Annotated in this window: 20 protein-coding genes; 10 read left to right on the top strand and 10 right to left on the bottom strand. The window is 40.2% G+C overall.

All coding sequences use genetic code 11. The features are described from left to right. The first annotated feature begins 180 nt into the window (after positions 1–180). The 3 genes from EZ428_RS17940 (at position 181) to EZ428_RS17950 (ending at position 3,629) form a co-directional block, all read left to right on the top strand. On the top strand, positions 181–1,245 hold the full coding sequence (locus tag EZ428_RS17940) for an alpha/beta hydrolase (protein ID WP_225871089.1): 1,065 nt from the start codon (positions 181–183) through the stop codon (positions 1,243–1,245). Between the two features lie 4 nt (positions 1,246–1,249). Next, a complete protein-coding gene (locus tag EZ428_RS17945) occupies positions 1,250–2,737 on the top strand; it encodes a catalase (protein WP_225871090.1) in 1,488 nt (495 codons plus the stop codon). A gap of 109 nt (positions 2,738–2,846) precedes the next feature. Continuing rightward, entirely contained in the window at positions 2,847–3,629 is a 783-nt protein-coding gene (locus tag EZ428_RS17950) for an alpha/beta hydrolase (RefSeq protein WP_131554584.1), read from the top strand. A gap of 86 nt (positions 3,630–3,715) precedes the next feature. Here the strand turns inward: EZ428_RS17950 and EZ428_RS17955 are convergent, their stop codons facing one another. The 9 genes from EZ428_RS17955 to EZ428_RS17995 all read right to left on the bottom strand — a co-directional run bounded on the left by EZ428_RS17955 (position 3,716) and on the right by EZ428_RS17995 (position 12,646). Then, positions 3,716–6,160, bottom strand: coding sequence for a tetratricopeptide repeat-containing sensor histidine kinase (locus EZ428_RS17955; RefSeq protein WP_131554585.1), 2,445 nt, complete (start codon positions 6,158–6,160; stop codon positions 3,716–3,718). 242 nt (positions 6,161–6,402) lie between these two features. After that, the gene (locus EZ428_RS17960) at positions 6,403–7,455 is read right to left on the bottom strand and encodes an adenylate/guanylate cyclase domain-containing protein (RefSeq protein ID WP_131554586.1); all 1,053 of its coding nucleotides are present in this window, start codon (positions 7,453–7,455) and stop codon (positions 6,403–6,405) included. 526 nt (positions 7,456–7,981) lie between these two features. Beyond that, a complete protein-coding gene (locus tag EZ428_RS17965) occupies positions 7,982–8,317 on the bottom strand; it encodes a nuclear transport factor 2-like protein (protein WP_131554587.1) in 336 nt (111 codons plus the stop codon). Positions 8,318–8,338: 21 nt separating this feature from the next. Further along, positions 8,339–8,791 carry a YybH family protein gene (locus EZ428_RS17970; protein ID WP_131554588.1) on the bottom strand — a complete coding sequence of 151 codons (453 nt, stop codon included), beginning with the start codon at positions 8,789–8,791 and terminating at the stop codon, positions 8,339–8,341. Between the two features lie 25 nt (positions 8,792–8,816). After that, a complete protein-coding gene (locus EZ428_RS17975; protein WP_131554589.1) occupies positions 8,817–9,698 on the bottom strand; it encodes an alpha/beta fold hydrolase in 882 nt (293 codons plus the stop codon). Positions 9,699–9,729: 31 nt separating this feature from the next. Further along, the gene (locus EZ428_RS17980; RefSeq protein WP_131554590.1) at positions 9,730–10,380 is read right to left on the bottom strand and encodes an NADPH-dependent F420 reductase; all 651 of its coding nucleotides are present in this window, start codon (positions 10,378–10,380) and stop codon (positions 9,730–9,732) included. A 102-nt stretch (positions 10,381–10,482) separates the two neighbouring features. Next, positions 10,483–11,091, bottom strand: coding sequence for a Crp/Fnr family transcriptional regulator (locus tag EZ428_RS17985; RefSeq protein WP_131554591.1), 609 nt, complete (start codon positions 11,089–11,091; stop codon positions 10,483–10,485). A gap of 149 nt (positions 11,092–11,240) precedes the next feature. Then, entirely contained in the window at positions 11,241–12,233 is a 993-nt protein-coding gene (locus EZ428_RS17990; protein ID WP_131554592.1) for a hypothetical protein, read from the bottom strand. A gap of 5 nt (positions 12,234–12,238) precedes the next feature. Continuing rightward, a complete protein-coding gene (locus tag EZ428_RS17995) occupies positions 12,239–12,646 on the bottom strand; it encodes a hypothetical protein (protein WP_131554593.1) in 408 nt (135 codons plus the stop codon). 244 nt (positions 12,647–12,890) lie between these two features. On the opposite strand from EZ428_RS17995, the gene EZ428_RS18000 reads away from it, so the two are divergent. The 7 genes from EZ428_RS18000 to EZ428_RS18030 all read left to right on the top strand — a co-directional run bounded on the left by EZ428_RS18000 (position 12,891) and on the right by EZ428_RS18030 (position 22,816). Beyond that, on the top strand, positions 12,891–13,973 hold the full coding sequence (locus EZ428_RS18000; RefSeq protein ID WP_131554594.1) for a sensor histidine kinase: 1,083 nt from the start codon (positions 12,891–12,893) through the stop codon (positions 13,971–13,973). Continuing rightward, positions 13,970–14,698, top strand: coding sequence for a LytR/AlgR family response regulator transcription factor (locus tag EZ428_RS18005; RefSeq protein WP_131554595.1), 729 nt, complete (start codon positions 13,970–13,972; stop codon positions 14,696–14,698). Before EZ428_RS18000 ends, EZ428_RS18005 begins: the two co-directional genes overlap by 4 nt. Before the next feature lie 216 nt (positions 14,699–14,914). Further along, positions 14,915–15,520, top strand: a complete 606-nt coding sequence (locus tag EZ428_RS18010) for an RNA polymerase sigma-70 factor (protein WP_131554596.1) — start codon at positions 14,915–14,917, stop codon at positions 15,518–15,520. A gap of 68 nt (positions 15,521–15,588) precedes the next feature. Continuing rightward, positions 15,589–16,719 (top strand): FecR family protein, encoded by a 1,131-nt coding sequence (locus tag EZ428_RS18015; RefSeq protein ID WP_131554597.1) that lies wholly within the window; start codon positions 15,589–15,591, stop codon positions 16,717–16,719. A 202-nt stretch (positions 16,720–16,921) separates the two neighbouring features. After that, positions 16,922–20,215 carry a SusC/RagA family TonB-linked outer membrane protein gene (locus EZ428_RS18020; RefSeq protein ID WP_131554598.1) on the top strand — a complete coding sequence of 1,098 codons (3,294 nt, stop codon included), beginning with the start codon at positions 16,922–16,924 and terminating at the stop codon, positions 20,213–20,215. 11 nt (positions 20,216–20,226) lie between these two features. Further along, positions 20,227–21,648, top strand: coding sequence for a RagB/SusD family nutrient uptake outer membrane protein (locus tag EZ428_RS18025; RefSeq protein WP_165501812.1), 1,422 nt, complete (start codon positions 20,227–20,229; stop codon positions 21,646–21,648). 40 nt (positions 21,649–21,688) lie between these two features. Continuing rightward, positions 21,689–22,816: a TlpA disulfide reductase family protein gene (locus tag EZ428_RS18030; RefSeq protein WP_131554600.1), complete on the top strand. Its 1,128-nt coding sequence runs from the start codon at positions 21,689–21,691 to the stop codon at positions 22,814–22,816. Between the two features lie 140 nt (positions 22,817–22,956). Here the strand turns inward: EZ428_RS18030 and EZ428_RS18035 are convergent, their stop codons facing one another. Then, positions 22,957–26,061, bottom strand: a complete 3,105-nt coding sequence (locus tag EZ428_RS18035; protein ID WP_131554601.1) for an efflux RND transporter permease subunit — start codon at positions 26,059–26,061, stop codon at positions 22,957–22,959. Positions 26,062–26,071 lie beyond the last annotated feature (10 nt).

The raw sequence follows: 26,071 nt of genomic DNA on the forward strand, positions 1-26,071 counted from the left end.
AAATCATCCCAGCTAATCAGCAAATTGTGATATATCGATAATATCAACCTCCGCAAACAAGCACAACATACTGTTTATCAAGTAAATAAAACTTAGGCACTCGTTTTGAAAAGTATAGCGCAAGCACATATTATTTGTTGCCAGATAAAAAACAAATCAAAACTATTAACCTAGCTCAAAATGAAAAAAATTCAACAACAACTGCTTATTCAAACGAAAAAACTGTTAACTGCAATCATAATGCTTTTACTATTGTTAACAGGATACCAGTCTATGGCGCAAGTTAAGAACTGGGCAACTGACGACCGTATTAGCACCGGCACCAAGGCTTTTCTTAAAATGCTAAACACAGGTGGTCCTGGGCTCGAAACCTTACCTACAGCGCAAATGAGATTGGTATTGGTTAATGCACAAAAAGCCATGAAAGTTGATCTTTCTGGAGTAATGGTAACCCGAAAGACAATAAATGCCGATGGCCACAAGATCATCATCGACATCATGAAACCAATTGGTGCAAAAAAGAGCCTACCAGTATTCATGTTTACACATGGTGGAGGCTGGATCCTTGGTGATTTTCCAACACACCAACGAATGGTAAGAGACCTGGTGGTTCGTTCTGGGGTGGCAGCGGTATTTATCAATTATACCAGAACTCCAGAAGCAAAATATCCACAAGCATTAAATGAGTGTTATGCTGCCACAAAATGGGTTGCAGCACATGGTGCCGAAATTGGGGTAAACGGAAAAAACCTTGCAATTGTTGGCAATAGCGCAGGTGGCAATTTAGCAACTGCAACCGCCTTGATGGCTAAAGCTAAAAATGGCCCAAACATCAAACTCCAAATCCTAATGTGGCCAACAATCGATACAGACTACAGTCGTGAATCTTATCAACAGTTTGGAACTGATCGTTTCCTTACCGCCTCTGTGATGAAGTTCATGTACAATTTATACAGTACAGATCCTGCAGACCGTAGGGAAATCTATTTTTCACCTTTAAAAGCCTCAATAGAACAATTGAAAGGCCTGCCCCCGACGTTGATCCAGGTTGCTGAAAATGATATTTTAAGAGATGAAGGTGAGGCTTATGGTCGCAAGCTAGATGCAGCTGGTGTAAAGGTTACCACCTTAAGATATGACGGCATGATCCATGACTTTGGATTATTAAATGGCTTGGCAAATCTAACCCAAACAAAGGCGCTGTTCGACCATGCGGCTTTAGCACTTAAACAGTATTTAAAATAACCTAATGAGAAATATCATGGAAAAACTTACAACGGCTTCTGGAATCCCCTATTTTAACCACGAAGACACATTAAGTGTTGGTGCAAGGGGTCCATTATTACTCGAAGATTTTATCCTGCATGAAAAGCTGGCCCATTTTAATAGAGAGAGAATTCCAGAGCGGGTGGTTCATGCAAAGGGCTCAGGGGCTTTTGGAACATTTACAGTAACTCAAAATATAACTCAGTTTACTAAGGCTAAACTATTCAATGAAGTTGAAAAAAAAACAAATCTATTTTTAAGGTTTAGTACGGTTGGTGGCGAAAAAGGTAGTGCAGATACGGAAAGGGATCCAAGAGGTTTTGCAGTGAAATTTTACACAGAAGATGGAAATTGGGATTTAGTGGGCAACAATACGCCTATCTTTTTCCTGAAGGATCCAAAAAAATTTCCAGATTTTATCCATACTCAAAAAAGAGATCCATATACCAATTGCAAAAACCCTACGATGGTTTGGGATTTTTTCAGCCTCAATCCTGAAACCTTACATCAGGTCATGTTTTTAATGAGTGATAGAGGCACACCGTATGGTTACCGTTATATGCATGGTTTTGCTAGTCATACCTATACGTTACTCAATGATAAAAATGAAGTGACCTATGTAAAGTTTCACTTCAAATCACAACAAGGTATTAAAAATTTAACAGCCAATGAGGCTAATAAAATGAAAGCAGAAGATCCTGATTTCGGACAACGTGATCTGGTTAATGCCATAGATAGTGGAGATTTCCCCAAGTGGACCTTAAAAATGCAGTTAATGGGTAAGGATCAAGCTAGAAATCATCATTTTAATCCTTTCGACCTAACCAAAACATGGAGCCAGAAAGAGTTTCCGTTGATGGAAATTGGTGTTTTAGAACTCAATGAAAATCCAACCAACTATTTTGCAACCGTAGAGCAAGCTGCTTTTTCCCCTTCTAGAATAGTAGATGGAATTGGATTTTCGCCAGACAAAATGCTCCAGGGAAGGATTTTGTCTTATCCAGACGCTCAACGTTATAGACTGGGAACCAACTACGAGCAGATACCAATAAACACTTGCCCTTTTATGTCTCATAATTATCAAAGAGATGGACAGATGACGGTAAACGCAAATGGAGGCAAAGCTGTCAATTATTACCCGAACAGCTTTCAGCAAATCGAACCGGACCCTAGCTATATGCGTCCAGCTACGGCTTTAGATTCTAATATTGCCGATTGGTATAATAGAAATGCACCAGGAGAAGACGATCATTTTACACAGCCAGGGCTTTTCTTTAGAGATGTATTAACCGACATAGAAAAATTGAGCTTGATAGGCAACATCGTTGATTCGATGAAAGGGATTGCGGGCGATTTGAAGGAGACCATTATCAATAGGCAACTTTGTCATTTCTTCAGGGCAGATCTCAATCTTGGAATTGCCATCGCAAATGGGCTTGATATTGAAGTTGGTGATAAAATAAAACATTAATGAAATAAAAATACGATCCACTAAAAGATCGACAACGTTTAGAGAAATAACTGCTTAAATAATTTGTATAAACTGTAAAAACATTAATCAAACAATTAAACCTAAAAACATGAAAATAGTTAAACCTAAAACGATCGTACTCATTACGGGTGCCTTTGTAAGTTATGCCGGTTGGGAAGAATGGAAAACATTCTTTGAAGAGAACGGCTACACGGTTATTGTTCCGTCTGGACCCCATAAAGAAGCTCCTGCGCCAGTGCTCAGACAGCGGCATCCTGATGCTGCAATAGCATCTTTAACAATGGCCCAGCTTCTCGACTATTATCAGAACATCATTACGCAATTACCAGAAAAACCAATTCTTATTGGCCATTCGCTCGGCGGTCTAGTTACCCAGTTATTGGTACAACGAGGTTTGGCAACAATGGGTGTGTGCTATCATTCGGTTGCCCCTGCAGGAGTATTGTCATTTGCATGGTCCTTCTTAAAATCGGTTACCCCTGCATTAGGCATCTTTTCATCTACAAAAAAAACCTACTTAATGTCCTTCAAACATTGGCAATATACCTTTACCAATGGGATGTCCCTTGCAGATCAACAAGACAGTTATAATAAATCTGTTATTCCAGAATCGAGAAACCTGATGCGAGATGGGCTAAGAAGTATTTCAAAAGTTGATTTCAATAGACCGCATGTACCATTGCTATTTGTCTCTGGCGACATTGATCATATCATGCCTGCATCGCTTAACCTTACCAATTTTAAAAAGTACAAGCATAAAAATTCAGTAACCGAATACAAAGAGTTCAAAGGGCGCAATCACTACGCCATGTCGCAGCCAACCTGGAAAGAAGACATCAACTTTATTCTAAATTGGATTAGAGAACGTTAAGAAAAAGCCCATCAAATTACAAGCCCCCAAAAAGTTAATTAACTATTGGGGGCATTTTTTGGAGAAAAACAGGAGACTAAAAAATATCAATTCAAATCTTTTAACTCGACTAAAGTTTCACCTATAAATTCAACGATTAGCGTCGTCCCCTCTGCTGATGTCATGGTCAGTTCAGCTCCAAGATCCCTACTCAGTCCAGTGATTAAACTAAGTCCCAGCGAATTTGTATGGGCATTGTCCATCTGTGGAGGCACGCCTTTACCATTATCACTAATTACCAAACATAAACTGTCCATCGGCTGTTTTTTAAAAGAAACGGTAACCGTGCCCATCTTATCACTATCAAAGGCATGCTTAATGGAATTTGTAATTGCCTCGTTCACGATCAAGCCAATAGAGATGGCCTGCGAAACATTAAGCTCTACCTGATCAAAATCCGTACAAAAAACAATATAAGGCCTATCAAAACTATCCTTTAACGATCCTACGAGCTCCTGTAAATAAATATCCATCCGGATTGCGCTACTATCATTATTCATGTACAGTTTCTGGTGTATCAAGGCCATCGCCTGTATCCTATTCTGACTATTCTGAACGGCCGACAAGGCATCGTCTCGAAGGTAAGCAGCCTGAGATTCAAGTAAGCTCATGACCGTATGTAAATTATTTTTTACCCGATGATGGATCTCATTTACCAACATTTCCTTCTCTTTCACTAAGCGTTCCAAATTCTGGTTCTTTTTATTGATAACCTCATTGGTTTGTTGTTTAATCCGATACCTATTATAGAACAGACCTCCTGTTAATAACAACATACAAAAGCCCGCTAAGGTCATGTTCCTGGTCGATCTGGATTGTTCCAGTTCATTATCCTTCAACCTGTTTTCACTCCGCAACAGCCTGTTATCCTTCTCTCTGTTCGCAGACTGGGCCTCTTGTAGGGTAAACCTTGACCGCATGAGCTGCAACACACGCTCACGGTCCATGGCTTCATATTCCTTTAATTTGTACCTATTGGCCAATAGCTGCAGTCGTTGTGCCCTATTTGCAGATTCGGCCATTTGCAGGTTCAGCTTCCCAGCAAGTATCAAATTGTCTTTTTCTTTTTTGGCAGTTTCATATTGTATCGCATATTCCCCTATGCTCATCCTTGTCCTATAGTCGGCCAATGAATCACGATACCGATAAAAATCCCGCATCTTTGATAATGCAGAAAGGTAGTTACCCTTTGCAGAATCTATGTAATACAACATCCTGTTTGCTTCCTTTTGGTTGCGAAAGGTAAGTTTGCCTCTTCCTGTATCAACTGCTTTTTTTACATAATACGCTGCCCTTTCATAATTCTTAGCTCTTATATTAGCTTCGCTAAGTTCTATATAGGTATTAACAATATTGGTAATACTCTTGTCATCATAAAACTTAGCTGCAGTGGCAAAATACTGCTCTGCCTTGGCTGGCGATTCTAGTGTTGCATATAAAGAAGCAACTCCTCGGTAATAAATATATTTATCATAGTTATTGTAGTATGGAGAATTGATCTTGAACTTAACCAAGAGATGTAACGGCTCCATATTTCCTCGATTTGCCCAGAGTGAAGAAACAACATAATATTTCAAGAAATCGGTCTCCATTGGACGATTAAATTTTTCGCATGAATGGATATAAGCTTTATAGTTTTGATCAGAATGCTTCCAATTATTTTCAGAATAATAGATTCTACCCAATAGTTTATGAATAAGCCCTATCGCAATCCCGTCACCAGACTCATCGGCTTTTGTCCTAGCCTTTATTACATTCGCCATTGCTCTGGTATAATCGTCAGCTTCAATATCTATTTTGGCCAATAGATAATAAGGTTCATATCCGTTTTCATACTTCCTTAAACCTTGTAATGCAATTAACTTATTGGCCTCGCTTTTCGCAAGTTCCAATCTATCTTTTGAAAGATAATAATAGCCAAGCTGCAAGCCAATTTTACACTGTAGCCCTACATTTTTATCAAGTATGGCCAGTTTTTCGCTTTTCTCAAGTGCTATTAAGTATTTATTCTCATATACTGGCTTGAGCAATATAGTTTCTGAAAAATAGTTAAAGGAAAAATAGCTGGTTCTTAACATGCTAACGGCAAAGGCATACCAAGCATTTGCCTCTGCACCCTTTTTTTCCGAGGTTGCAAATCTCCCTATGATCTTTTTAAACAGTTCCTCCCCTTTTTTCAAATCGCCCCTTTTAATTTCCAATTTAGCCAATAGCAAATCGGAACGATCCTCCAGCTCCCTGTTTTTCAACTGTTTACTTAGCTGCAACGCCAGCTGAAGGTAATTTGCCGCAGTGTCCAGTTTCTTAATCGTTGATGAAGGTTTATGAATATAATAATCGCCAATTTGAAGCATCGTGACAACTTTATCCCTGTTTGTCTTATCTACCTTAAGCTGGTTAAATAATTGATCAGGTGGCTTAGTGAGATCTTGCGCAAAATTTATTTTCGCAAACAACAAAAGGATAATCAAGAGGTAAGTTTTGCCAAGCATCGAATTTTCTACAAAGGCTTAAAAATAATTATTTGTTCATAAAAAGAGAACATTTACAGTATAGCCCCTGCAAGAGACGTACCATCAGGCAAGAACCTGTTAAACAGTCAACTAGGCAACGGCAAATTATACAGTTGTCGATATTTCGCTAAGCATCCACGCAATTGTCGACATATCGTTCTCAAAATTATTGAATAACCATCCTATACCATTTTCATGCATATATAATAAACATAAGCTATCTATAAATTTTGTAACTGATTTATTGCAACAAGTTGCATTTCCTTATCTTTTCCCCTAAGTTTTATACAACCCAGCATCAAAGAATGATAACGGTCATTAAGTTCAAGTTCTTCCATCAAGGTGATCGAAACGACCATCTCCTGATTGAACTCTTTACACATCTGCTGAATTCTAGAAGTCGTGTTCAAAACATCCCCCGAGTAGGTGATGTCCCTCTTGATTACACCAACTTCACCTGCGATTACAGTACCACAGTGTATCCCGGCTTTAAACGTTGGTAATAAATGATATTTTTGATGATACTTATCCCTTAAGGTATAAAGTTGAGATTTGATATCAAAAAAGCAGTTGATACACTTGTTATTTTTCAATCCATCAAGATATCTCCAGGCAACCACCACCTCATCACCCACATACTGATAAATTTCACCTTTATTTTCAAGTATCGGGTTGGTTATATCCTGAAAAATATCTTTAAGAAGCTGATGATAGGTCTTGTCTCCTAGGCTTTCGGCAATTGTTGTTGAAGAGTTTAAATCAAGAAACATGAATATTCGCTTTTCCTCTTTGGGTGTATTATATTTTCCGCGAATAATATCCCAAAAAATCCCCTGTCCAAACTTACTATTTACTTGAAGTAAAAGCTGTGTCAGAGAAACCACCACTGCCCATACTAAACCGTTTTTATAAAATCGGAATTTATCACCATATGAGAAAGCATTTAACACTTCATTAACCAACAGAATAACACATAGAAAAGATAGGGCAACAATTAAAAGTGTATATCCATAAGGTTTATCATTATACCTTACGTTAACAAAAAATACCAAGAAACTGCCACCAAGCAAAGCGCCAGAAAACCCAATGCCCATATTTAAGGCAATGGATGAAAGCAATGAATACCTTTCTACGGGTCCCAATGAATTTTGAGTGTGAAGCACAAGGTGTTCAAAAATGGCAATTACAGCTCCAGTAAACATCCAACATAATGCAATTACTATTAACTGTTGAAGTTTCTGATTTGTTCGTCGATTAGGTTTCAAAAAACTCATAGGCATCTAATTCAACTAAGGAGAAAACGATATAAGCCAAGATAATAAAAATTGAATATTAAAATCATCTTTAAGAAAACTTCTTAAGCCTTTAGTGTGGACTAAAAGCATGACTTGATTTTTTGGCTTTTTCTCTGAAATACCCACAAAAACTTTGCAAAATATATCTATAACATAGATTTAGAAACGGCTGAAAAGGTTATAGAACTAATGTATGACCTATCTGAACTTTCCGTAAAAACAGAAATAGAAGTTGTGCTAAAGAATGAAAGGTGTTCGAGAAGCACCATAAAGGGGGACAATGGGGCTCGAACTCTAAAAGTGAGATAATACACTCAATAATAAGGTTTTTGAAAACCTTGAGTTTTTAAGTAAGATCTAGTATCAGTTATCTAACACTGGCAAAAGCCACTTGACAGTATAAAAAAAGGCCGTGCAGAATTCGAACCATTTTGTGGACGAATTGATTGAAATAGGCGGTTTTTCGAAAATTTCGAAAGAATAATTACTGATAATCCGTTGATACCTATTTTAAGTAGGCCGATACCGTATGGAACTTGATTTTGTCTTGCTCGAAAACAAATGTATCACTACCATAAGGGATTTCTGCCGTACTAGATTTGCTTGACCATATAATATGTGCTACATTGAAAACAACGTTCATCTGCTTCATTTCAAATTCTGATCCTGAGGGAATCATTCGAAACATTTCTATAAAGAACTCCCGAATGGCTGAGATACCTGAAACAACTCCTGTTTCTGAAAAAACGATTGATTCTTCTGTGTAGTCTTTTATGATTTCATCAAGGTCATTATTGCCAAAGGCACTGAGGTGATGGGAAAGGATCTGGTCTGCTGTCATATATTTAAAGCTTCAAAATTTTTATTTGGATTTATTATACATATAACGTGCAATTTTCCATTGCCCATTTACCCTTTTAAGAATGAAGGTTTCCCTAAAATCATCTTCGTTTTTTTGGTTACTTGATTTTATTACAAATGAACCCTTTGAAGTTGATGCTACAAATGCATAGTCGCCCTCTACGGTTAAGTCGGCGATGGCAAACGCAAGAGTATACGTGAAATTGTCGAACACATACTTAAATGTACCTTTCAATTGCTCGGTACCTGTGGCTGTTGGAGCACCGGGGGCTAATAAAACTCCTTCAGCGGTGAAATAGGATACTACTTTGTTAACGTCCGATGCATTTAAGGCATCAAAATAATTTTGAACTACTGTTTTAACCGAAGCCTGATCTTTAGACTGGGCATTAATGGTTGTAGCAAAAAATAAAACTGTTAGGAAGGTCATAAGACCTGTTATTGATTTTTTCATATTGATTTGTGTTATTGTTAATAATTTACTTGTTACTATTTTCTTTCAAAAATGGTCCCATACTCGCCCAAACTGCAGCAAAGTTGACCAAGAAAACAGGATGCGGCGCTTTCGGTATAATACTTAATTGGCTATTGGGCATCATTTGATACGCAGCAAAAATTGTCGCCAGGGGTGCATTCATATCCCGTTCGCCTGCAACAACCAACACCGGACATTTGATGGTTGCAAATAATTCCTTGCTCGCAATCATTGTATTATAAAATGATGCCATATTTGTCCAATATTCCTGAAGCCTATTTGGCTGGGGCATTAAAGCTAATTGCTGATCATAATATAATTTGTCATAATTCGATGCTTCTTTTATGTCTAAAATTAGTTTTCGCAAACCTGGCACCTGTTCTCCTGCTCCAATTGCGATCACCTTCTCAACCCTTTCAGGATACATACTGGCTATTTTATAGGAGGTATATGCTCCATCGCTAAAGCCGAGGATATTTACTTTATCTTTTGTGACCTTGTTGATGACCGATATAACATCGTTGGCACGTTGCTCGTAGGTGACTGGATCTTTCCCAATTTCTGACTTGCCGTGACCTCTTGTTGAAATAGCTATCACCTGATAGTTTTTCGAAAGGCTGTCAATTAACTGGTGCATTTCATAGATCGAGCCATAACCGCCACCGTGTAGCACAACAAATGGTTTCCCTTTCCCATAGATTTCATAATAGATTCTCGCATCTCCTGCATTTGCATAATTGCCAGCAATGGCATTATTACCATATTGTATGGCCTTCGAAGATGATGGCTCTCCCTGCAAAAAATAACGGAGCGGTTTAGTTTGGCTATTTTGGGCAAAACTCTGCAGGCCAAAGAGAACGGATAATACTAACACTATTATTTTCATTTGATTTAAAGGTTAAAGGTGGATAGTTCTCTTAAATTTTTGCTTTTGCGCCCGTAACATTTACTGGTTTACCGATAGCGCCAAACTCGTGTAGATCGCCAAAAACCTCTATTCGAATAGACTGTTCTAAGCCGCCAACTTTCAAAGCATCAAATCCGCTTTCGGCTATCAATTCCTCCACAACATTATCAATTCTACTATCGTCTGTTGCATAAAATAGAACTACTTTTTCTCCCGTTTGTGAAGACGCATTTTCCAAAGAGGCTGCCCCCAATGTCCCGAATGCTTTTGCCAATTTCGCTCCGTGTGGTAATATCGCCGCATTCAGCTGTCCAGCAGATTCATTCTCCCCTATAATTTTCTTAAAACCTCCATTTTCGTCTGGAGCGATGGGATTGGAAGGGTCGATGATGATCTTGCCCTGAAGTTCGGTAGCATACGTTTTGAAAAACTCCTGTATGGTATTGAACCACACTGAAAGGATTACAACATCTGCCTGCTTGATTGCCTCGGCAGTTTCCAAAGCAGTTGCAAGGCTTCCCAATTCTTGCGCCATTGCATTTGCATCTGCTAAGTTTCTGCTGGCTACAATTACAGGTTGGTTTCCATTCACTAAATTTTTGGCAACTACTTTGCCAATGTTTCCTAAGCCGATAATGGCTACTTTCAATAATGTTTTCATGTTATTTCTATTTATCGTTAATGATTAATTTAATAACACAAAGTTGCGGTTTCATCAGAGCTTCCTCCAATGAACTGCATCAAGAAATAACATTGATCTGGTTTAAGATTTTGCCTTTACCTGCTTATTGCGCAGTCGGCTCAAGAACTCTGGCGAAATGCCAATAAACGCCGCCATCTGCACCTGTGGCAGCCGATTGGTAAGATGGGAATAGCTTTGCATAAAAGAAAGATAGCGTTCTTCTGCTGTAGAGCTAATATTCTGCAACAGTCTTTTCTGGAGCGAAACGAAACTATTTTCAATCAGTACACGGAATATGAGATTGAATTTTGGAGCCCTAGTATAAAGTTCTATCAGATTTTCATGGCTGATCTGAAAAACCATAGTATCTTCAAGCGCATCGATATTGAGTTCAGATGGTGTCTTTCCATGAAAACTACCAATGTCCATTAGCCACCAGTTCTCTGCAGTGAATTGTATAATGTGGGTATTACCTTTCTCATCAATCTTATACATCCTCAAACATCCACGAACCACAAAATTAAACTGTACACAGATATCCCCCTCTTGCAAAACGTACTGTCTTTTCCTGTACAAGCGTGGTTTGAACAACTCTGAAACCAATTGTTTTTCCTCTCCACTAAGGGGAATGAAGCGATTGAAATAATCCAATAGTGGCTCAGTAGGGGTCTGTAAGAGATTTTCTTTCATAAGGGTCTTCACCTCGTAAAGATAAGCAAATCTACTTCAATCATTCTACCCATACCATATCAGCCTCGATGGGGCATATATCCACATTCCCAATCAAACATTAAAATAGCCAATGAAATCTAATCATCATTGGCTATTTGATAAAACTTCTATTTGTTCTTTTTAAGAAGCGTAAATGGATTGAAGGAAACCCCTACGTTAAAATAGAATGTCGGATCAGGCTTGGTTTCAAATACAGCATCCTTGAATGAATCTTGTTTTCTAAATAATCTTCCAGAAGGAGTCATCTTAAACCCTGTTTTTCCAGTGATTACAAAATTACCTATTGCATGTTCATAGATTACCCCACTATTAATATCTAACTGTCTATATTGATATCTCTGATCTGTACCATCTATGTTATATAGGTAAAATGAGGTTTGGTCCATTTCAGTACCTAAAGAAACGCGTCCGGTATTACTGAAAACATATTTTCTAAGATAGATACTTCTTGGAAGCGTAATATCGGCAATCAGACCATTATTGAATTTGTGTTCATAGGTAAATATCGGTATTACAGGCGTCTGTGCAGTAGGGTCAATATTGGCCGCTAACCCTAAAGTCATTTTTGTACGTTCATTGGCTTTTAAAACCATCACACCTGTTATTACCCCCCTAATCCGTTCAAAATGCTTATCGCTACCATCTACTACAACACTAGAAGAGTAGATCGTTCTTTTTCCAAAAAGTTTCGAGAAATAGGTAAAGTTTAAAGATGAAAAAAGGTAGTGAAAATCTTCATCAAGCACCGTTGACTTTCCCGTAAAAGGATCGGTCATATCAGCTTCTGCACTAGTATATCTATATCCCACAGTGGCACCCAATAACCATGTCTTTCTTTTGATAAAATTGAAGTTAGCACTGATCTTTGCTTGAGTAAAGTTGTTGACTTTACTTTCTTGTAAAGAAGTACTTCCCCGTTTAGAAGTAAAACTATAGGGTGCTGCGTTTGAGAACTCGATGTTTAAAGGACGGGCGATTGCAAATTTATCAGCTGCATATGCAACTGCTCTTTTTGGGACACTGACACTATCCTGAGCAAAACATTCCATCGAGAAGAATAAAATACCTAATATTACTGTTGCTTTTTTTATCATTTTCATTTTATCTATTTTAAAATTTTAATTGTTGACTGAGAAGAATTAAAGTAAAAGATCTTATCATATAAGTTAGCCACCTTATTGTTTTTGATAAATTCTTTCGAGGTTGTTAGATCGCCCGCATAAAAGCTTTCCTCGATAATGACAAACCATAATTCTTTAATCCTTAATATTTTCCTCAAAGAAATCAGTTCGCTTGGCATATATAAAAGTCTGTCAAAAGAATACCTGGTGTTGCAAAGAAGGTCACAGAAATAAATCCCCTTTTGAACACCATCCTCATCTACAATATTAATCGTATCCCGATAATCGTTTATCTTCAAGGGCTGCTTGTAGGTGCGAATAAAACGGAACAGGTCAAAGACCTGGATGATCTTTTCCTCTTGCTGGACTTCTGATAAAAGACGATCATCCATTATCTGTGTGGTAAATTCCTGAAACATGTATGATAGATTCATCGTTGCTTAAAAATATGAACAGGACAAAAGAAGTAATAAAAGGAAAGGCAATTTTCGTTATTATACCAACCGACTTACATTTTATACTAAATGCCAGCTCCCAATGGTTTAGTATAAAGAAAGGTATGGTTCGTATAATTTCTCATTATCGTGGCTTAGTTAGTCCTATATTTGTTTAGCGTTTAATTTTTCACAAAAAGCTATGGAATACGGCAAACAAGAGGTTCAGGAAACAAAGGTGATCAGATTTATAACTGAAGATAATTATAGGCTCCTGCGCCATGTTGTACTTTTACTTGGCATCTTGGCTATCATATTCTTTTCAAAACAGGCAACAGAATATAAGGGATCGATTAGGTATCTAAAAGTTTTGCTCATATACATCCCTTTGGTAGCCATGTGTTATATCAATATGAATATCCTAGTCCCGATACTTTTCTTTAAGGGCAAATATGTGATGTATTTTGTATCTCTTTTTATATTGGTCTTTATTTCCCTCGCAACCATTTCTAATGTTATGGAAGTGTATTTTCCACATAATGACTTCATAGACAAAGAAATTGACCCCGATACCAGAAGAGGATTCTATGAGGGAATGGTGATATTGATCCCGATCATACTTGTTACCACAATGATTAAGCTTTTTCAGCAATGGATGAGGGATAATAAAAGGATCCGTGAGTTGAACAATATTACTTTCAAAATGGAATTGAATGAACTTAGAAACCAGATCAATCCACATTTTCTTTTCAATATGCTTAATGGGATCAAGTCTTTGGTTCGTGTAGATCCGGAAAAAGCGACGACCGTTATCATGAAACTATCCGAGTTTCTTCGCTATCAACTTTATGAAAACAATGAAGAAAAAACACTGTTAAAGTCTGAAATACATTTTCTATCCAACTTTCTAGACCTGGAAAAACTGAGGAGGGATAATCTCTCGGTTAAGATTACAAGTAAGACAGAAGCTAAAATAATCAACAGTGTTTTTCTCCCACCAAACCTTTTTACCACTTTTGTAGAAAATGCGGTAAAGCATAGTGTAGATATCAATGGCTCAAAATCATTCATACATATCGACATTGATGTAGTTGGAGATCAACTTTTTTTTGATTGTGTCAATTCAAAAGACCCTAATTACAAACCCTCTTCTAATATAAAAAGTGGAGGATTGGGATTGGGAAATATAAAACGCCGACTCGAACTTTTATATGGTGATAATCATATTCTTGATCTCAAATCGACCCAGACCAAATATGAAATTAAATTAACAATACCATTATGAACTGTATCATAGTAGATGATGAACCCCTTGCAAGACAAGAAATGCAGGCCTTGATAATGGATGTATCCGATTTGGAAATACTTGGCACATTCACTAATGCCCTAACGGCAATTATTTTTTTAAAAACAAATTCTGTAGACCTTATTTTTCTGGATATTGAAATGCCCATGGTTTCTGGACTGGAATTTGCAGCGCAACTTCCTAAAGACTCATTGATCATTTTCACTACAGCATATCCGAAGTATGCATTGGAAAGCTACGAACTGGATGCGATTGACTATCTGTTGAAACCTATCGTAAAATCTAGACTCGAGAAAGCCATTAACAAAGCGAAATTATATAAGGGATTGCTAGCTGATGACACTATAAAAAACACACTAGAAGCCAATACCGGAGATTTTTTATTGATAAAGGCAGATCGGAGATTTTACAAGATCAATTTCTTAGATATTCGCTTTATAGAGGGCCTGAAAGACTATGTGGTTATATATGTCGGCAATCAGAAACTGATTACAGCCATGAACCTAAAGACTATCCATCAAAAAATTCCCCAACATCTATTTTTAAGGGTCAGCAAATCGTACGTCATCAATATCAATCTTGTGGATTCATTTGATCACCATAACATCTACCTTGGCGAAACAGAAATCCCATTGGGCGATGTATACAAAAAAGACTTCTTTAAATTATATTCGGGAGGAACGCTCAATTCCGATATGCCTTAGACAGTTAAAAAACATCCGAACTCAACGAACTGCATAACCACCAATTTGAAGTTTTATTGACTTCCAATCGTCTCTGATGCTTTAAGGAAAAAACCTATTTCACACATGCCTTCAAAAGAAAAGTAGGCATGACACTTACAATTTTTCGGATAGAAATCTCCTCAAGGATCCCAAGAGAGCAAACTTGTAACAAATTCATATATTAGTCTCCTCAATATGCAGGTAAATAATATTCCAGATGACCGGACCCTTCTGGACGCAATGCGTCTAGGAGATGAACGTGCACTGGGGAAATTATACGACCGCTATTGGATGAAGCTGCTTTCAATTGCCATGAATAGGCTCAATGTACAAACCGAGGCGGAGGAATGCGTTCAGGATGTTTTCATTGGAATATGGCGTAGAAGAGAATCGATTGTCGTTACCCATAACCTTGGCGCTTACCTTTCGGCTGCCATCAGAAATCAGGTACTCAATAGGTTGGCACAACGCTATACTAAAAAACATAATCCCGAGTTCCGACCGCAAAAAGATTTGGCCTATGAAACAGCGGACTCAGGAATTTTAGCAAAAGATCTTTTGGCCCTTGTCGAAAATACCGTTTCTATACTTCCCGAAAAATGCCAAATGATCTACCGTTTGAGCCGAATGGATGGAAAGAGTAACAAGACCATTGCCTCCGAGCTTAATATCAGTGAAAAAACGGTAGAGGGTCATATCACAAAGGCGATTCAGGCCATTCGCAAACGTTTATCATCCGATATTACAATCATCCTTTGGACCACATTGGAATGGTATGTCAATTCCAAAATAAAAAATTGAAAAATAATTGATACCAAAGCAAGGGTAACATCAAAATGTCTTGACTTAGTAGGAAAACAGACTTATAGATGAAGCCCATGATCAGCCAGTCCGAACTTGAAGAACTTGCGTACAAATATCAAATTGGAACCATTACGGCAGCAGAAAAGTTATTGCTTGACGAATGGTACGGTGCCCATGATGATAGTTTTTTTTACCATAGTGATGAACGCGGTATTGTTCAACATCGGATGTGGAACGATATCCGTAATGCCATAAGCAAAAAAAGAAAGTTAAAGCTCTGGCCCAAACTGGTTGCAGCGGCCTGCATCGTCTTAATTAGCGGTGTTGCATTATATTTTACCTCAAAAGATAAAGTGTCAAGTGAAACCATATTCACAGGTACCCTAAAAGACATCAACCCGGGTAGTAATAAGGCCATTCTCGTTCTTTCAGACGGAAAGCGTATAGACCTGACCACCTCAAACGGTGGCAACATTGCATATCAGTCTGGTACGGAGATCAAAAAACTTAATGGTGGTACATTGGAATATACTTCAAGTAACTCCGAAATTAAAAAAGCGGGTACGGGCTTTAATACCATTGAGACACCGGTTGGTGGAGAATACAAATTAATCCTCCCCGATGGCTCAATGATATGGCTAAATTCCAGTTCGTCACTACGCTATCCTGTCAGCTTTGACAATAGAGAAACCAGAGAGGTAGAACTCAAGGGAGAAGCATATTTCGAGATTGCAAAGAACCCGTCCCATCCCTTCATCGTGCGCTCAAGAACACAAAAAATAACCGTACTTGGCACCCACTTCAACGTCAACAGCTATGATGATGAGCCCGAAACCAATACCGCTCTCCTTGAAGGTGCAATCAGCCTTTTCAATGGATCTATAAGTAAAAAATTGGAGCCAGGAGAGCGTTCCGTAAATAATGGAAAGGATATCAAGATTACCAAGGCTAATTTAAGCCAGGATATTGCATGGAAGAATGGATATTTTGAATTTCAGGAAACCGATCTAAAGACAGTAATGCGGCAGATCTCAAGATGGTACGGTCTTAGGGTATCGTATTCTGGGAAAATGCCTACGAAACGCTTTACAGGAAAGATCGGCAGGGAGCTCAAACTTTCAAGTGCACTTAAAATACTTCGGTACTTTGAGGTAAACTTCACTGTATCGGATAACGATATTTATATCAACAACTAACCTTTATCATTAACCTAAACCAGACCACATGAGAGAAAACGTACATTAACCAATTTGACTGAGGAATCAAAAAACCGCAGGGGCTCTTCGAACTTCCACCTGCGGCCGTGAGGCCTTGGCTAAATCCCTTTCGACGCTTTGGTATATTCCAAGGACGTCCTGCTATTAAAAAAGATCAATTAACCAAAACCAAACAAAAGTAATGAATTTTTACACAAAGGCAGGGGCTGTATTCGCTATGCGATTTTTAGACGATCCCCAATTCAAAAAAAGGCTGATCATGAGAATTAACCTAACATTTTTTATCGTCCTGGCCTTTCTTGCCCAGATCAGTGCAAAAGGGTTTTCCCAGATCACCATTAAGGCCAGGAACATTTCGGTAAAGGAGATCATCGGGATTATCGAGAAACAGTCCACGTATGTTTTCCTCTACGATGATGCCAATCTGGTAAAGGGAAAGGTTAACCTGGATATTAAGGGGGCTAGCATTGAAGCTGCCCTTTCCGAGGGACTAAGGGGAACTGGCATATCCTACACCATCATTGAAAATAGCGTACTGTTGAAAAAATCCGAGCCTACCATAATTGAAAGGATCAAACAAATATTCAGCGTGGGAAGGGATATTGAATTTAAGATCGCCGGGGACGACGGACAGACGCTTATTGGGGCAACGTTGAAGACTAACCGGTCAAACCTGATTTATATGAGCGACATTAATGGTATTTTTCACTTGAAGGACATTGAGGATAATACCATTCTGGAAATTTCATTTATCGGTTATGAGACGCGTACAATTAAGGCAAGCGAGGTCAAAAGCCTCGTGGTACTTAAGAAGTCCAATGTAAATCTTGAGGAGGTGGTGATCAATAAAGGGTACTATACCACAAGCAAAAAACTCAATACCGGATCTGCCGTACAAGTGACAGCAAAGGAACTGGAAAGACAACCGCTTACCAATCCAATTACGGCACTTCAGGGACTCGTTCCGGGAATGTACATCAGGCAGGCATCTGGGGTTTCTGGCTCTCTGAATACCGTACTCATCAGAGGCAGGAGTTCGCTGAACTCAGGGGTTGTACCGCTGTACATCCTTGACGGGGTACCGTTCAATGGAAGAGCGGTTGATAGCCAGATTGGCACCGGGGGAAACCTAATAGGTGGACAAGCCAATGGGGCCACCGATCCGATGAGCGTACTGAACCCTTTGGATATCGAGAGTATTACCGTACTCAAGGATGCTGATGCAACGGCTATTTATGGTTCCCGTGGTTCCAACGGCGTGGTACTCATTACCACGAAAAAGGCAAAGGCAGGAACAACAAATTTGAGTGCAAACTTTCAGAGGGGTTTTGGCAAAGTCGTCAAACAAATGGAGCTTTTACCCTTAAACGATTATCTGGCACTTCGCCGCAAGGCCTTTGCCAATGACAACCGTACACCTACGGCAGCCATTGCCCCGGATCTCATGCTATGGAGCCAGAGCTCGGGAACGGATTATCAGGATATGCTCATCGGCAATACCTCACAGATAACAGATGCCTCAGTCTCCCTTGGTGCTGCCACCAACAAATCATCAATACTTGTTGGGGGAACCTACCATGATGAGCTTTCCATACTATATGGCGGAAAGGGATACAAGAGAGGGACGATAAATCTATCGGCATCTACCAGCTCTGCTGATGATAGGTTGAAGATCACCATTGGCGGAAATCTTTCCTTTGGGAAAAACAACATGCCGGGAGGCGATTATACATCCTCGTTGTATGGCATACCGCAGAACTATCCACTTTATGATGCCTTGGGCAAGCTGTTTTGGGTAACCAACTTTGCCAATCCAATTGCAACATCAAAACAGGTATTCACAAATGATAACACCAATATTAACCTAAGTACAAACATTTCCTACAAGATTATTGATGAACTGACCTTCAGGACAAATCTTGGATACAACAAGATTGAACAGGACCAGACCTTTCAGGCTGGTGCCAGCACCCTCAATCCGCTGTCCAGCACTCCGGTTTCCGTAGGGTTATATGCAACAAGCAATACACAGGCCATAGTTGCAGAGCCGCAACTGGATTATTCGAAGAAGATAGGCAGGGGTACCTTGAGCCTTTCAACGGGAGGAACGTGGCAGGGAACAAATTTCGAACAACCCTACCTCATTCAGGCCAATACCTTTGCCTCAGAGACGCTTCTTGGCACCTTTAGCAATGCGGCAAACATCACTACCGCAGTTGCACTCACATCACAATACAGATACCTTTCATTCTTCGGCAGGGCAAACTACAGTTTCGAGGAAAAATATGTAATCAATGCCACTTTTCGCAGGGATGGTTCCTCGAGGTTCGGGCCGAACAATAAATTCGGAAACTTTGGCTCAGTGGGGGCTGCCTGGGTATTTTCCGATGAGAAATTCTTCAAAAAACTCTCTTTCCTTTCATTTGGAAAACTTAGGGCAAGTTATGGCATTACCGGAAATGACCAGATTGACAACTATGGTTACTCGGATACCTACACCAGTACATCATCAAGTTATGGCGGAAATCCTGGTTTCTATCCAACAAGGATTGCAAATCCCGACTATAGCTGGGAAACCAACAAAAAATTCGAGATAGCCCTTGAGCTAGGGTTTCTCAAGGACAGGATTACCTTTACCCCTGCTTTCTACCGAAACCGTTCAGACAACATGATCGTGAGGACTACCCCCCTTCCGGGGCAAAGCGGTTTCAGTTCGTATGTAACCAATCTGGATGCCCTTGTTCAAAATCAGGGCTTTGAGCTGGAGCTCAGGGTAAAGGCCATTAAGAGCAAAGAGGTAAATTGGGATTTGAACTTTAATATTACCAGGACAAGAAGCGAACTTAAGAACCTTCCAGCATCCCTGAATACATTATATGCCAACACCTATCAGGTTGGTCAGCCGATCAGCACTTTCATTGGCTATCATTTTCTGGGCTTTGAGAACGGAGTGGCACAGTTTGAGGATAAAAATGGTGATGGAGCAATTACAACAGGCCTGACAGGCGATTATTACATCATCGGGCAGCGTGATCCGGAATACTATGGTGGCTTTTCATCTGGACTGAGCTATAAAAGATTCAGGTTGGATCTATTATTCAACTTTACCAAACAGAAAGGATCGCTTCCAATTTCCTATCCAGGAGCCTTAGGTGCACAGCTCGGCAGTTTGGCAGAATCACCCTTTATACCAAGTACCACAACAACCACTGCATCCTATACCTCTTATAACAGGTACCTGTTATCGGATGCCATGTACGTTGATGCCTCTTACATCCGCCTAAGGAATGTTTCCCTCGCCTACTCCCTTCCTGAAAAATGGATAAATACGATAAAGGTACGGCAGGCGTCAGTTTTTGTACGCGGGCAAAACCTTTTGACCATTACCGACTACAAGGGACTGGATCCTGAAACGCTATCAGGGGTTCTTCCTCCGCTAAAGATATTCACCGCAGGCCTTCAATGTTCATTCTAACCAACAAAAAAATGAGAACAGATAAAAAATATAGCTTTTCAGCACTTGCTATGGTTATACTTACCCTGGCAACCTTACTATCTCTTTCCGGATGTAAAAAACTCCTGGAAATAAAAACACCATCAAACCAACTCGAGAGCAAAAACATCTACCTGGACTCGGTTTCTGCTCAGGCAACCGTAAATGGGCTTTATACTGTAATGTACAATACAACCTCGGGCGGAACGGTCGTGACCACCACCTATGGGACTTTCCTGACCACATGTCAGGGACGCTCTGCAGATGAGGTATATGCTCCAGCTTCTACGACTGATGAATTCGTAAATAATAGCCTTGTTCCCACTACAGGGCTCGTGAATACGGTTTGGGTTGCACTTTATCAAACTATTTACCAGGCGAATAAAGTAATCGAGGGTATGGAGGCTTCCGCGCTATCGCCTACCCTAAAAAGGCAACTTATAGGCGAGGCTAAGTTCTTAAGGGCCTATGCGCATTTTCATCTGGTCAACTTATGGGGTGATGTTCCACTTATTACAACGACCGAAGTAAGCTTGACCAGCATACAGGGAAGAAATTCTACAGATGTTGTTTATGCACAAATGATCCAAGACTTAAAAGATGCCCAAGGAGCTTTGTCGACGAATTATAGCTGGTCAGCCAATCTGAGAACGAGGGCGAACAGTTCAGCTGCAACTGCCTTACTTGCAAGAGTCTATCTATACAACAAGCAGTATGCACTCGCAGAACAGGAAGCATCAAAAATTATCGCCCAAACGGCACTTTACACTTTGCCAAGTGCGCTGAATACGGTATTCCTTAAGGCCAGCAATGAGACCATATGGGCATTCAACACCAATCAGTTTGGCTACCCCTTTATTGGCAGGGCATTGCTTCCAACCTCCGCAACGGTCGATCCAAGCCTTGCGCTAACGCCGTCATTCCTAAGCGCTTTCGAACGGGATGCTACCCGTGCGGATTATGAGGATGATCGTTATGCGGCATGGACTAAAGCGGCACCTAGCGGCCTGCGGTATGCGGCTAAATATATTTCCAATACCGCAGCCGCCAATACCGAGTTTCAGGTCGTACTGAGGCTTGCCGAACAGTACCTTATAAGGGCGGAAGCAAGGATTCAACAGAACAACCTCACTGGCGGAATTTCAGACCTCAACGTGATTAGAACAAGAGCCGGCCTCCACGGAACCTTCGCCACTACACAGGCGGATCTCCTGCTTGCCGTTGAGCATGAGCGCCAAATTGAGCTTTTTCTTGAATATGGAACCAGGTTCTATGACTTGAAGAGAACGGGAAGAATTGATGCGGTTTTGGGAGCAGTAAAAGGAACAATATGGGGGCCTACCGATGCCCTGTATCCAATACCGACTACGCAGATCAACGCCAATGTGAACCTATCACAGAATAAGGGCTATTAATTTAGATAAATAAAGACTATTAAAATTTAAGGATTATACCATGAAAAAAATCATTTTATTACTTATAACAATCTTTCCGACGGTCATATATGCCCAACGGGAAGATTTTAAGATAACGGGCTCGTTTAGTTCAAAAGTGGAGGGCAAGGTCCACTACAATTATAGTGAGCGGGGCATTAGTGTTCAGGACAGCGTAGAGGTTGTGGATGGAAGATACGAGCTTAAGGGCAAGGTATTAGGCATCCAAAAGGCGTATTTTTCTTTCAAGCACAAAGGATCAACCGATATCAAGCAGGCCTGGAGAGATTCCAGGGTCATCTTCATCGCACCCGGGGACTTCAATATAATTGCCGAGGATTCAATATACAAGGCAAAAATTATTGGCTCGGAGATAAATACTGAGTATGATGCTTACATGGCGCCACTGAACGGGATAGCAAAAGAGCGAAAACCATTCTGGGACGAGTATATCAAAATCAAGGCGGCAGACAGAGTGAACAACCCAAGGGCGACAGAGTTGAAGGCCAAAATTGACCAATCTACAAAGGAAAGAGAAGATTTGTTAAGGACATACGTAAGGACACACCCAAAATCATACTTTAGTATCGAGGCTGTGAATGAATTGATGGGACCATACGCAGTAGTTGAAAAAGTTGCAGATCTTTGGGCGGGGCTTGACCCCCAACTAAAGAACAGCTATAATGGCAAAGTTATTAATGCATTATTATCGGGATCCAGGGCCACAGATGTAGGCGCTAAGGCACCGGGTTTTGAACAACCTGATACCGCAGGAAAGATGGTTAGGCTCTCCGAAATTAAGGGCAAATATGTGTTTGTAGATTTCTGGGCATCATGGTGCAAGCCGTGCCGTGCGGAGAATCCAAACGTACTGAAGGCCTACAACACCTACAAAAACAAAAACTTTACCATTGTTGGGATATCAATTGATTTTGAAAAAGACCATGACAAATGGATAAAGGCCATAAAGGAAGATGGTATGCCATGGACCCAGCTCCTTTCTCCTGCCAATATAGATAGAGGTGCAATGAAAACTTATGGAGTGCGGGCAATTCCATCGAATTTTCTAGTTGACCCCAATGGAGTTATTGTAGCAAAAAACCTTCACGGTCCAGAGCTACAGATAAAGCTGGCCAAATTGTTCGAGTAAGCATTGCTCAACACAATGGGCAGCGTTGCACAAGCATAAATTAGGTAGTTAATAATGAAAGCATGCTCGGAGGATTCCGGCATGCTTTTTTAGTTTATAATAAAATATTCCTTTTATGTTTACTTTCTTACTCTTCAATGCTATTCTTTAATCTTTTTCCCTTTTGAGAATCTGGCAATCATATTTTCGATAATAAGGTACATACTTGGCACCACGAATAGCGTCAAGATCATGGAACTGGTCAATCCACCGATAATTACCCAAGCCATTCCGTTTTTGATTTCAGACGCAGCCCCACTGGCAATAGCTATGGGAAGCATCCCAAAAATCATCGCCAGGGTGGTCATCAATATCGGTCGTAGCCTTTCCTTTCCGGCTTCTATCAAAGCATCTTTCACCGCATAACCTTCGGCTTTCAGGTTATTGGTAAAATCCACGATCAAGATAGCATTCTTTGACACAAGCCCCAGGAGCATAATCATCCCGATAATGGTAAAGATGTTCAATGTTTCCATGGTAATGGCTAGGATCAGAAATGCACCAACCAGTGCTACCGGTATAGAAAACAATACCACAAAGGGATATACGGCATTTTCGTAAAGAGCCACCATAATCAGATAAACCAACAGTATTGCAGTAATCAACGCTAGTCCAAGACTACCGAAGGCATCCCCCTGGTTTTTGGAATCACCAAGAAATTCAATGCTGATACCCTCAGGAACCTTGATAGACTCCGCTTTTTTCTTGATCTCATCACCCACCGTTCCTGTAGGCCTACCCGTTACGTTCGACTGAACGGTAATAGAACCCAAACGATCGATACGTTGGAGGGTTGTTTCACCAAGAGCCTCGCTAACCTCAGCAAATTGGTTCAGCAATATCGTTTGTCCCTGCGAATTTATAAAAGGCAGGTTACGTACATATTTGATATCTGAACGATTGAACTTATCCAGGCTTACCATGATATTGTACTCATTACCTTCCTGCTTGAACTGGCTTTTATCGCTTCCACTGAAAGAATTCTGTAGCGTGGCTCCTACTGTACCGGCATTCAATCCCAACATACTCATCTTTTCCCTGTTCAGTTTGATGTCCACCTCAGGTTTTCTGTCCTTAACAGAAAATTTTACAAATTGGGTACCCGGCACTTCTTCCACAACTTTTTTATAGGCTTCTGCAATCTGACGAACCTGTTTAAGATCTACACCTTTCACTGCAATTTGTATTGGAGCACTGCTGATATTTCCGGTAATAGATGTTGATGATACCGTAAACTTAGCTCCGGTTATGGCACTGCTAAGCTTTTGTTGAATAAATGTTCCGTATTCTTCGGCAGTCATGGTGCGTTTTTTCTTGTCTACCAATGACAGGGTCAGCTCCGCCAGATTGGCATTGCTGTTGGTTCCCGATACGCTACCGCTTACAAAACCGATACTGGAAAATACCTTTTGCACTTCAGGCTGTTCTAAAAGAATTTTTTCGGTCTGTTGTACCATCATATTGGTCTTGTATATAGTTGCTGTTGGTTCAAGCTCCATATTTAGAATCAAGTCACTCTGATCTGCCTTTGGAATGAAAGCCGCACCAATAAAGCCCATTGGAACCAGTGCAACCGCTCCTATGATTAATAGTATTGTACCTGATAAAAGCCATCTTTTTTTACGGAGTACCTTTTGTAGCAGTTCTCCATAAACTTCTTTAATATTGTCAATGAAACGTTCAAAACCAACATTAATTCTTCCCCAAAGCGTATCTTCTCTTAAATGTTCCAATTTACCAAAACGGCTTGCCAAAAGTGGCGTGATGGTAAATGAAACAAATAAACTCATCAGTGTAGATATCACTACCACGAGCGAGAATTCACGTAGTATTGAACCAATCATTCCTCCGGCCATAGCCAGCGGAAGAAACACCACCACGTCTACCAGGGTAATAGAAAGTGCAGTAAATCCGATCTCGTTACGGCCTTCAAGGGCCGCCTTGCGCCGATCAGACCCCATCTCCATGTGGCGATAGATATTTTCCAATACCACGATAGAGTCATCCACAAGGATGCCCACAACTAATGATAATGCCATAAGGGTCATCAGGTTCAGCGAAAATCCAAGAAAGTACATTGCAATAAACGTTGGAATAATGGACGCGGGCAATGCTACCAATACAAACATTGAACTCCGGAAACTGTGCAAGAATGCCAGCATTACGATACCTACGATAATTACCGCCAGCATTAAATCGAACATTACTGCGTCAGCCGCGTGAAGTGTGTACACACTCTGATCTGTAGAAATATTAAAATTCAATTTTTGTCCCTTATATTGTTTTTCAATTTTTTCGAACGCCTTCTTCACCAGTTCACTAACATCAACAGCATTAGCATCACTCTGTTTAATAATCTGAACCCCAATTGATGGAATACCGTCAATGTGATTGATAGCCGTAGTCTCGGCTGTCGCATCCACCACTTCGGCAATATCTTTAAGATAAACTACTCCTTGTCCAGGCTGTTGCAGTACAATTAATTCCCGCAATTGATCCAACGACTTTACGTTGGCATCATATCGGATAGAAAGCTGCTGGTTCTGTGTCTTTATACTACCTGCAGGGAAAGAAATATTGGCATTATTAATAGCCTGCGTAACTTGTGAAATGGAAAGCCCATAGCTCAGCAGTTTGTTCTGATTGATATTGATTTGTATTTCACGCTTATCCCCACCAATTATATTTACCTGACCGACACCAGCCACATTCTGCAATATAGGTTTCAATTGGTTGTCTACAAGATCGTACAGATTACGTGATGCCATATTGGCCGTAACTCCTGCCTTGATTACTGGTGTTTCTTCTAAGTTTACTTTATTTACCTGTGGCCGCTTAGCATCGTCAGGCAAATCATTCATAGCCTGGTCAGCTTTACGCTGTACGTCACGTTCGGCTTTGTCCACGTCTGTTCCGCTCTTGAAGGATATGACTATGATGGAAACACTTTCCTGTGAAGTTGAATTGATTTGGTCAAGCCCCTCTACAGAAGAAAAAGCATCTTCCAGTTTCTTGGTCACGGTGGTCTGTACCTCAGCTGCCGAGGCACCCGGATATAAGGTACTAATGGTTACAGTCGGAACTTCGATCTTGGGAAGCAAGTTGTAATTCAAGCTCAGGTACGACTGTACCCCGAAAAGTACCAGTACCGTAAAGATAACGATAAGTAATAAGGGCCTTTTAATGGCTATTCCAGTTATTGACATAGTCCCGTTC

Source organism: Pedobacter frigiditerrae, assembly GCF_004331645.1.
In the GTDB taxonomy this organism is placed as follows: domain Bacteria; phylum Bacteroidota; class Bacteroidia; order Sphingobacteriales; family Sphingobacteriaceae; genus Pedobacter; species Pedobacter frigiditerrae.

Excerpts from the sequence above, each read along its gene's own strand:
- EZ428_RS17960 (WP_131554586.1), bottom strand. The coding sequence starts at position 7,455 with ATGAGTTTTTTGAAACCTAATCGACGAACAAATCAGAAACTTCAACAG.
- EZ428_RS17965 (WP_131554587.1), bottom strand. The coding sequence starts at position 8,317 with ATGACAGCAGACCAGATCCTTTCCCATCACCTCAGTGCCTTTGGCAAT.
- EZ428_RS17975 (WP_131554589.1), bottom strand. The coding sequence starts at position 9,698 with ATGAAAATAATAGTGTTAGTATTATCCGTTCTCTTTGGCCTGCAGAGT.
- EZ428_RS18015 (WP_131554597.1), top strand. The coding sequence starts at position 15,589 with ATGAAGCCCATGATCAGCCAGTCCGAACTTGAAGAACTTGCGTACAAA.
- EZ428_RS18020 (WP_131554598.1), top strand. The coding sequence starts at position 16,922 with ATGAATTTTTACACAAAGGCAGGGGCTGTATTCGCTATGCGATTTTTA.
- EZ428_RS18010 (WP_131554596.1), top strand. The coding sequence starts at position 14,915 with ATGCAGGTAAATAATATTCCAGATGACCGGACCCTTCTGGACGCAATG.
- EZ428_RS17995 (WP_131554593.1), bottom strand. The coding sequence starts at position 12,646 with ATGGATGATCGTCTTTTATCAGAAGTCCAGCAAGAGGAAAAGATCATC.
- EZ428_RS18035 (WP_131554601.1), bottom strand. The coding sequence starts at position 26,061 with ATGTCAATAACTGGAATAGCCATTAAAAGGCCCTTATTACTTATCGTT.
- EZ428_RS18000 (WP_131554594.1), top strand. The coding sequence starts at position 12,891 with ATGGAATACGGCAAACAAGAGGTTCAGGAAACAAAGGTGATCAGATTT.
- EZ428_RS17940 (WP_225871089.1), top strand. The coding sequence starts at position 181 with ATGAAAAAAATTCAACAACAACTGCTTATTCAAACGAAAAAACTGTTA.
- EZ428_RS17985 (WP_131554591.1), bottom strand. The coding sequence starts at position 11,091 with ATGAAAGAAAATCTCTTACAGACCCCTACTGAGCCACTATTGGATTAT.
- EZ428_RS17955 (WP_131554585.1), bottom strand. The coding sequence starts at position 6,160 with ATGCTTGGCAAAACTTACCTCTTGATTATCCTTTTGTTGTTTGCGAAA.
- EZ428_RS18025 (WP_165501812.1), top strand. The coding sequence starts at position 20,227 with ATGAGAACAGATAAAAAATATAGCTTTTCAGCACTTGCTATGGTTATA.
- EZ428_RS17990 (WP_131554592.1), bottom strand. The coding sequence starts at position 12,233 with ATGAAAATGATAAAAAAAGCAACAGTAATATTAGGTATTTTATTCTTC.
- EZ428_RS18030 (WP_131554600.1), top strand. The coding sequence starts at position 21,689 with ATGAAAAAAATCATTTTATTACTTATAACAATCTTTCCGACGGTCATA.
- EZ428_RS17970 (WP_131554588.1), bottom strand. The coding sequence starts at position 8,791 with ATGAAAAAATCAATAACAGGTCTTATGACCTTCCTAACAGTTTTATTT.
- EZ428_RS17945 (WP_225871090.1), top strand. The coding sequence starts at position 1,250 with ATGAGAAATATCATGGAAAAACTTACAACGGCTTCTGGAATCCCCTAT.
- EZ428_RS17950 (WP_131554584.1), top strand. The coding sequence starts at position 2,847 with ATGAAAATAGTTAAACCTAAAACGATCGTACTCATTACGGGTGCCTTT.
- EZ428_RS17980 (WP_131554590.1), bottom strand. The coding sequence starts at position 10,380 with ATGAAAACATTATTGAAAGTAGCCATTATCGGCTTAGGAAACATTGGC.
- EZ428_RS18005 (WP_131554595.1), top strand. The coding sequence starts at position 13,970 with ATGAACTGTATCATAGTAGATGATGAACCCCTTGCAAGACAAGAAATG.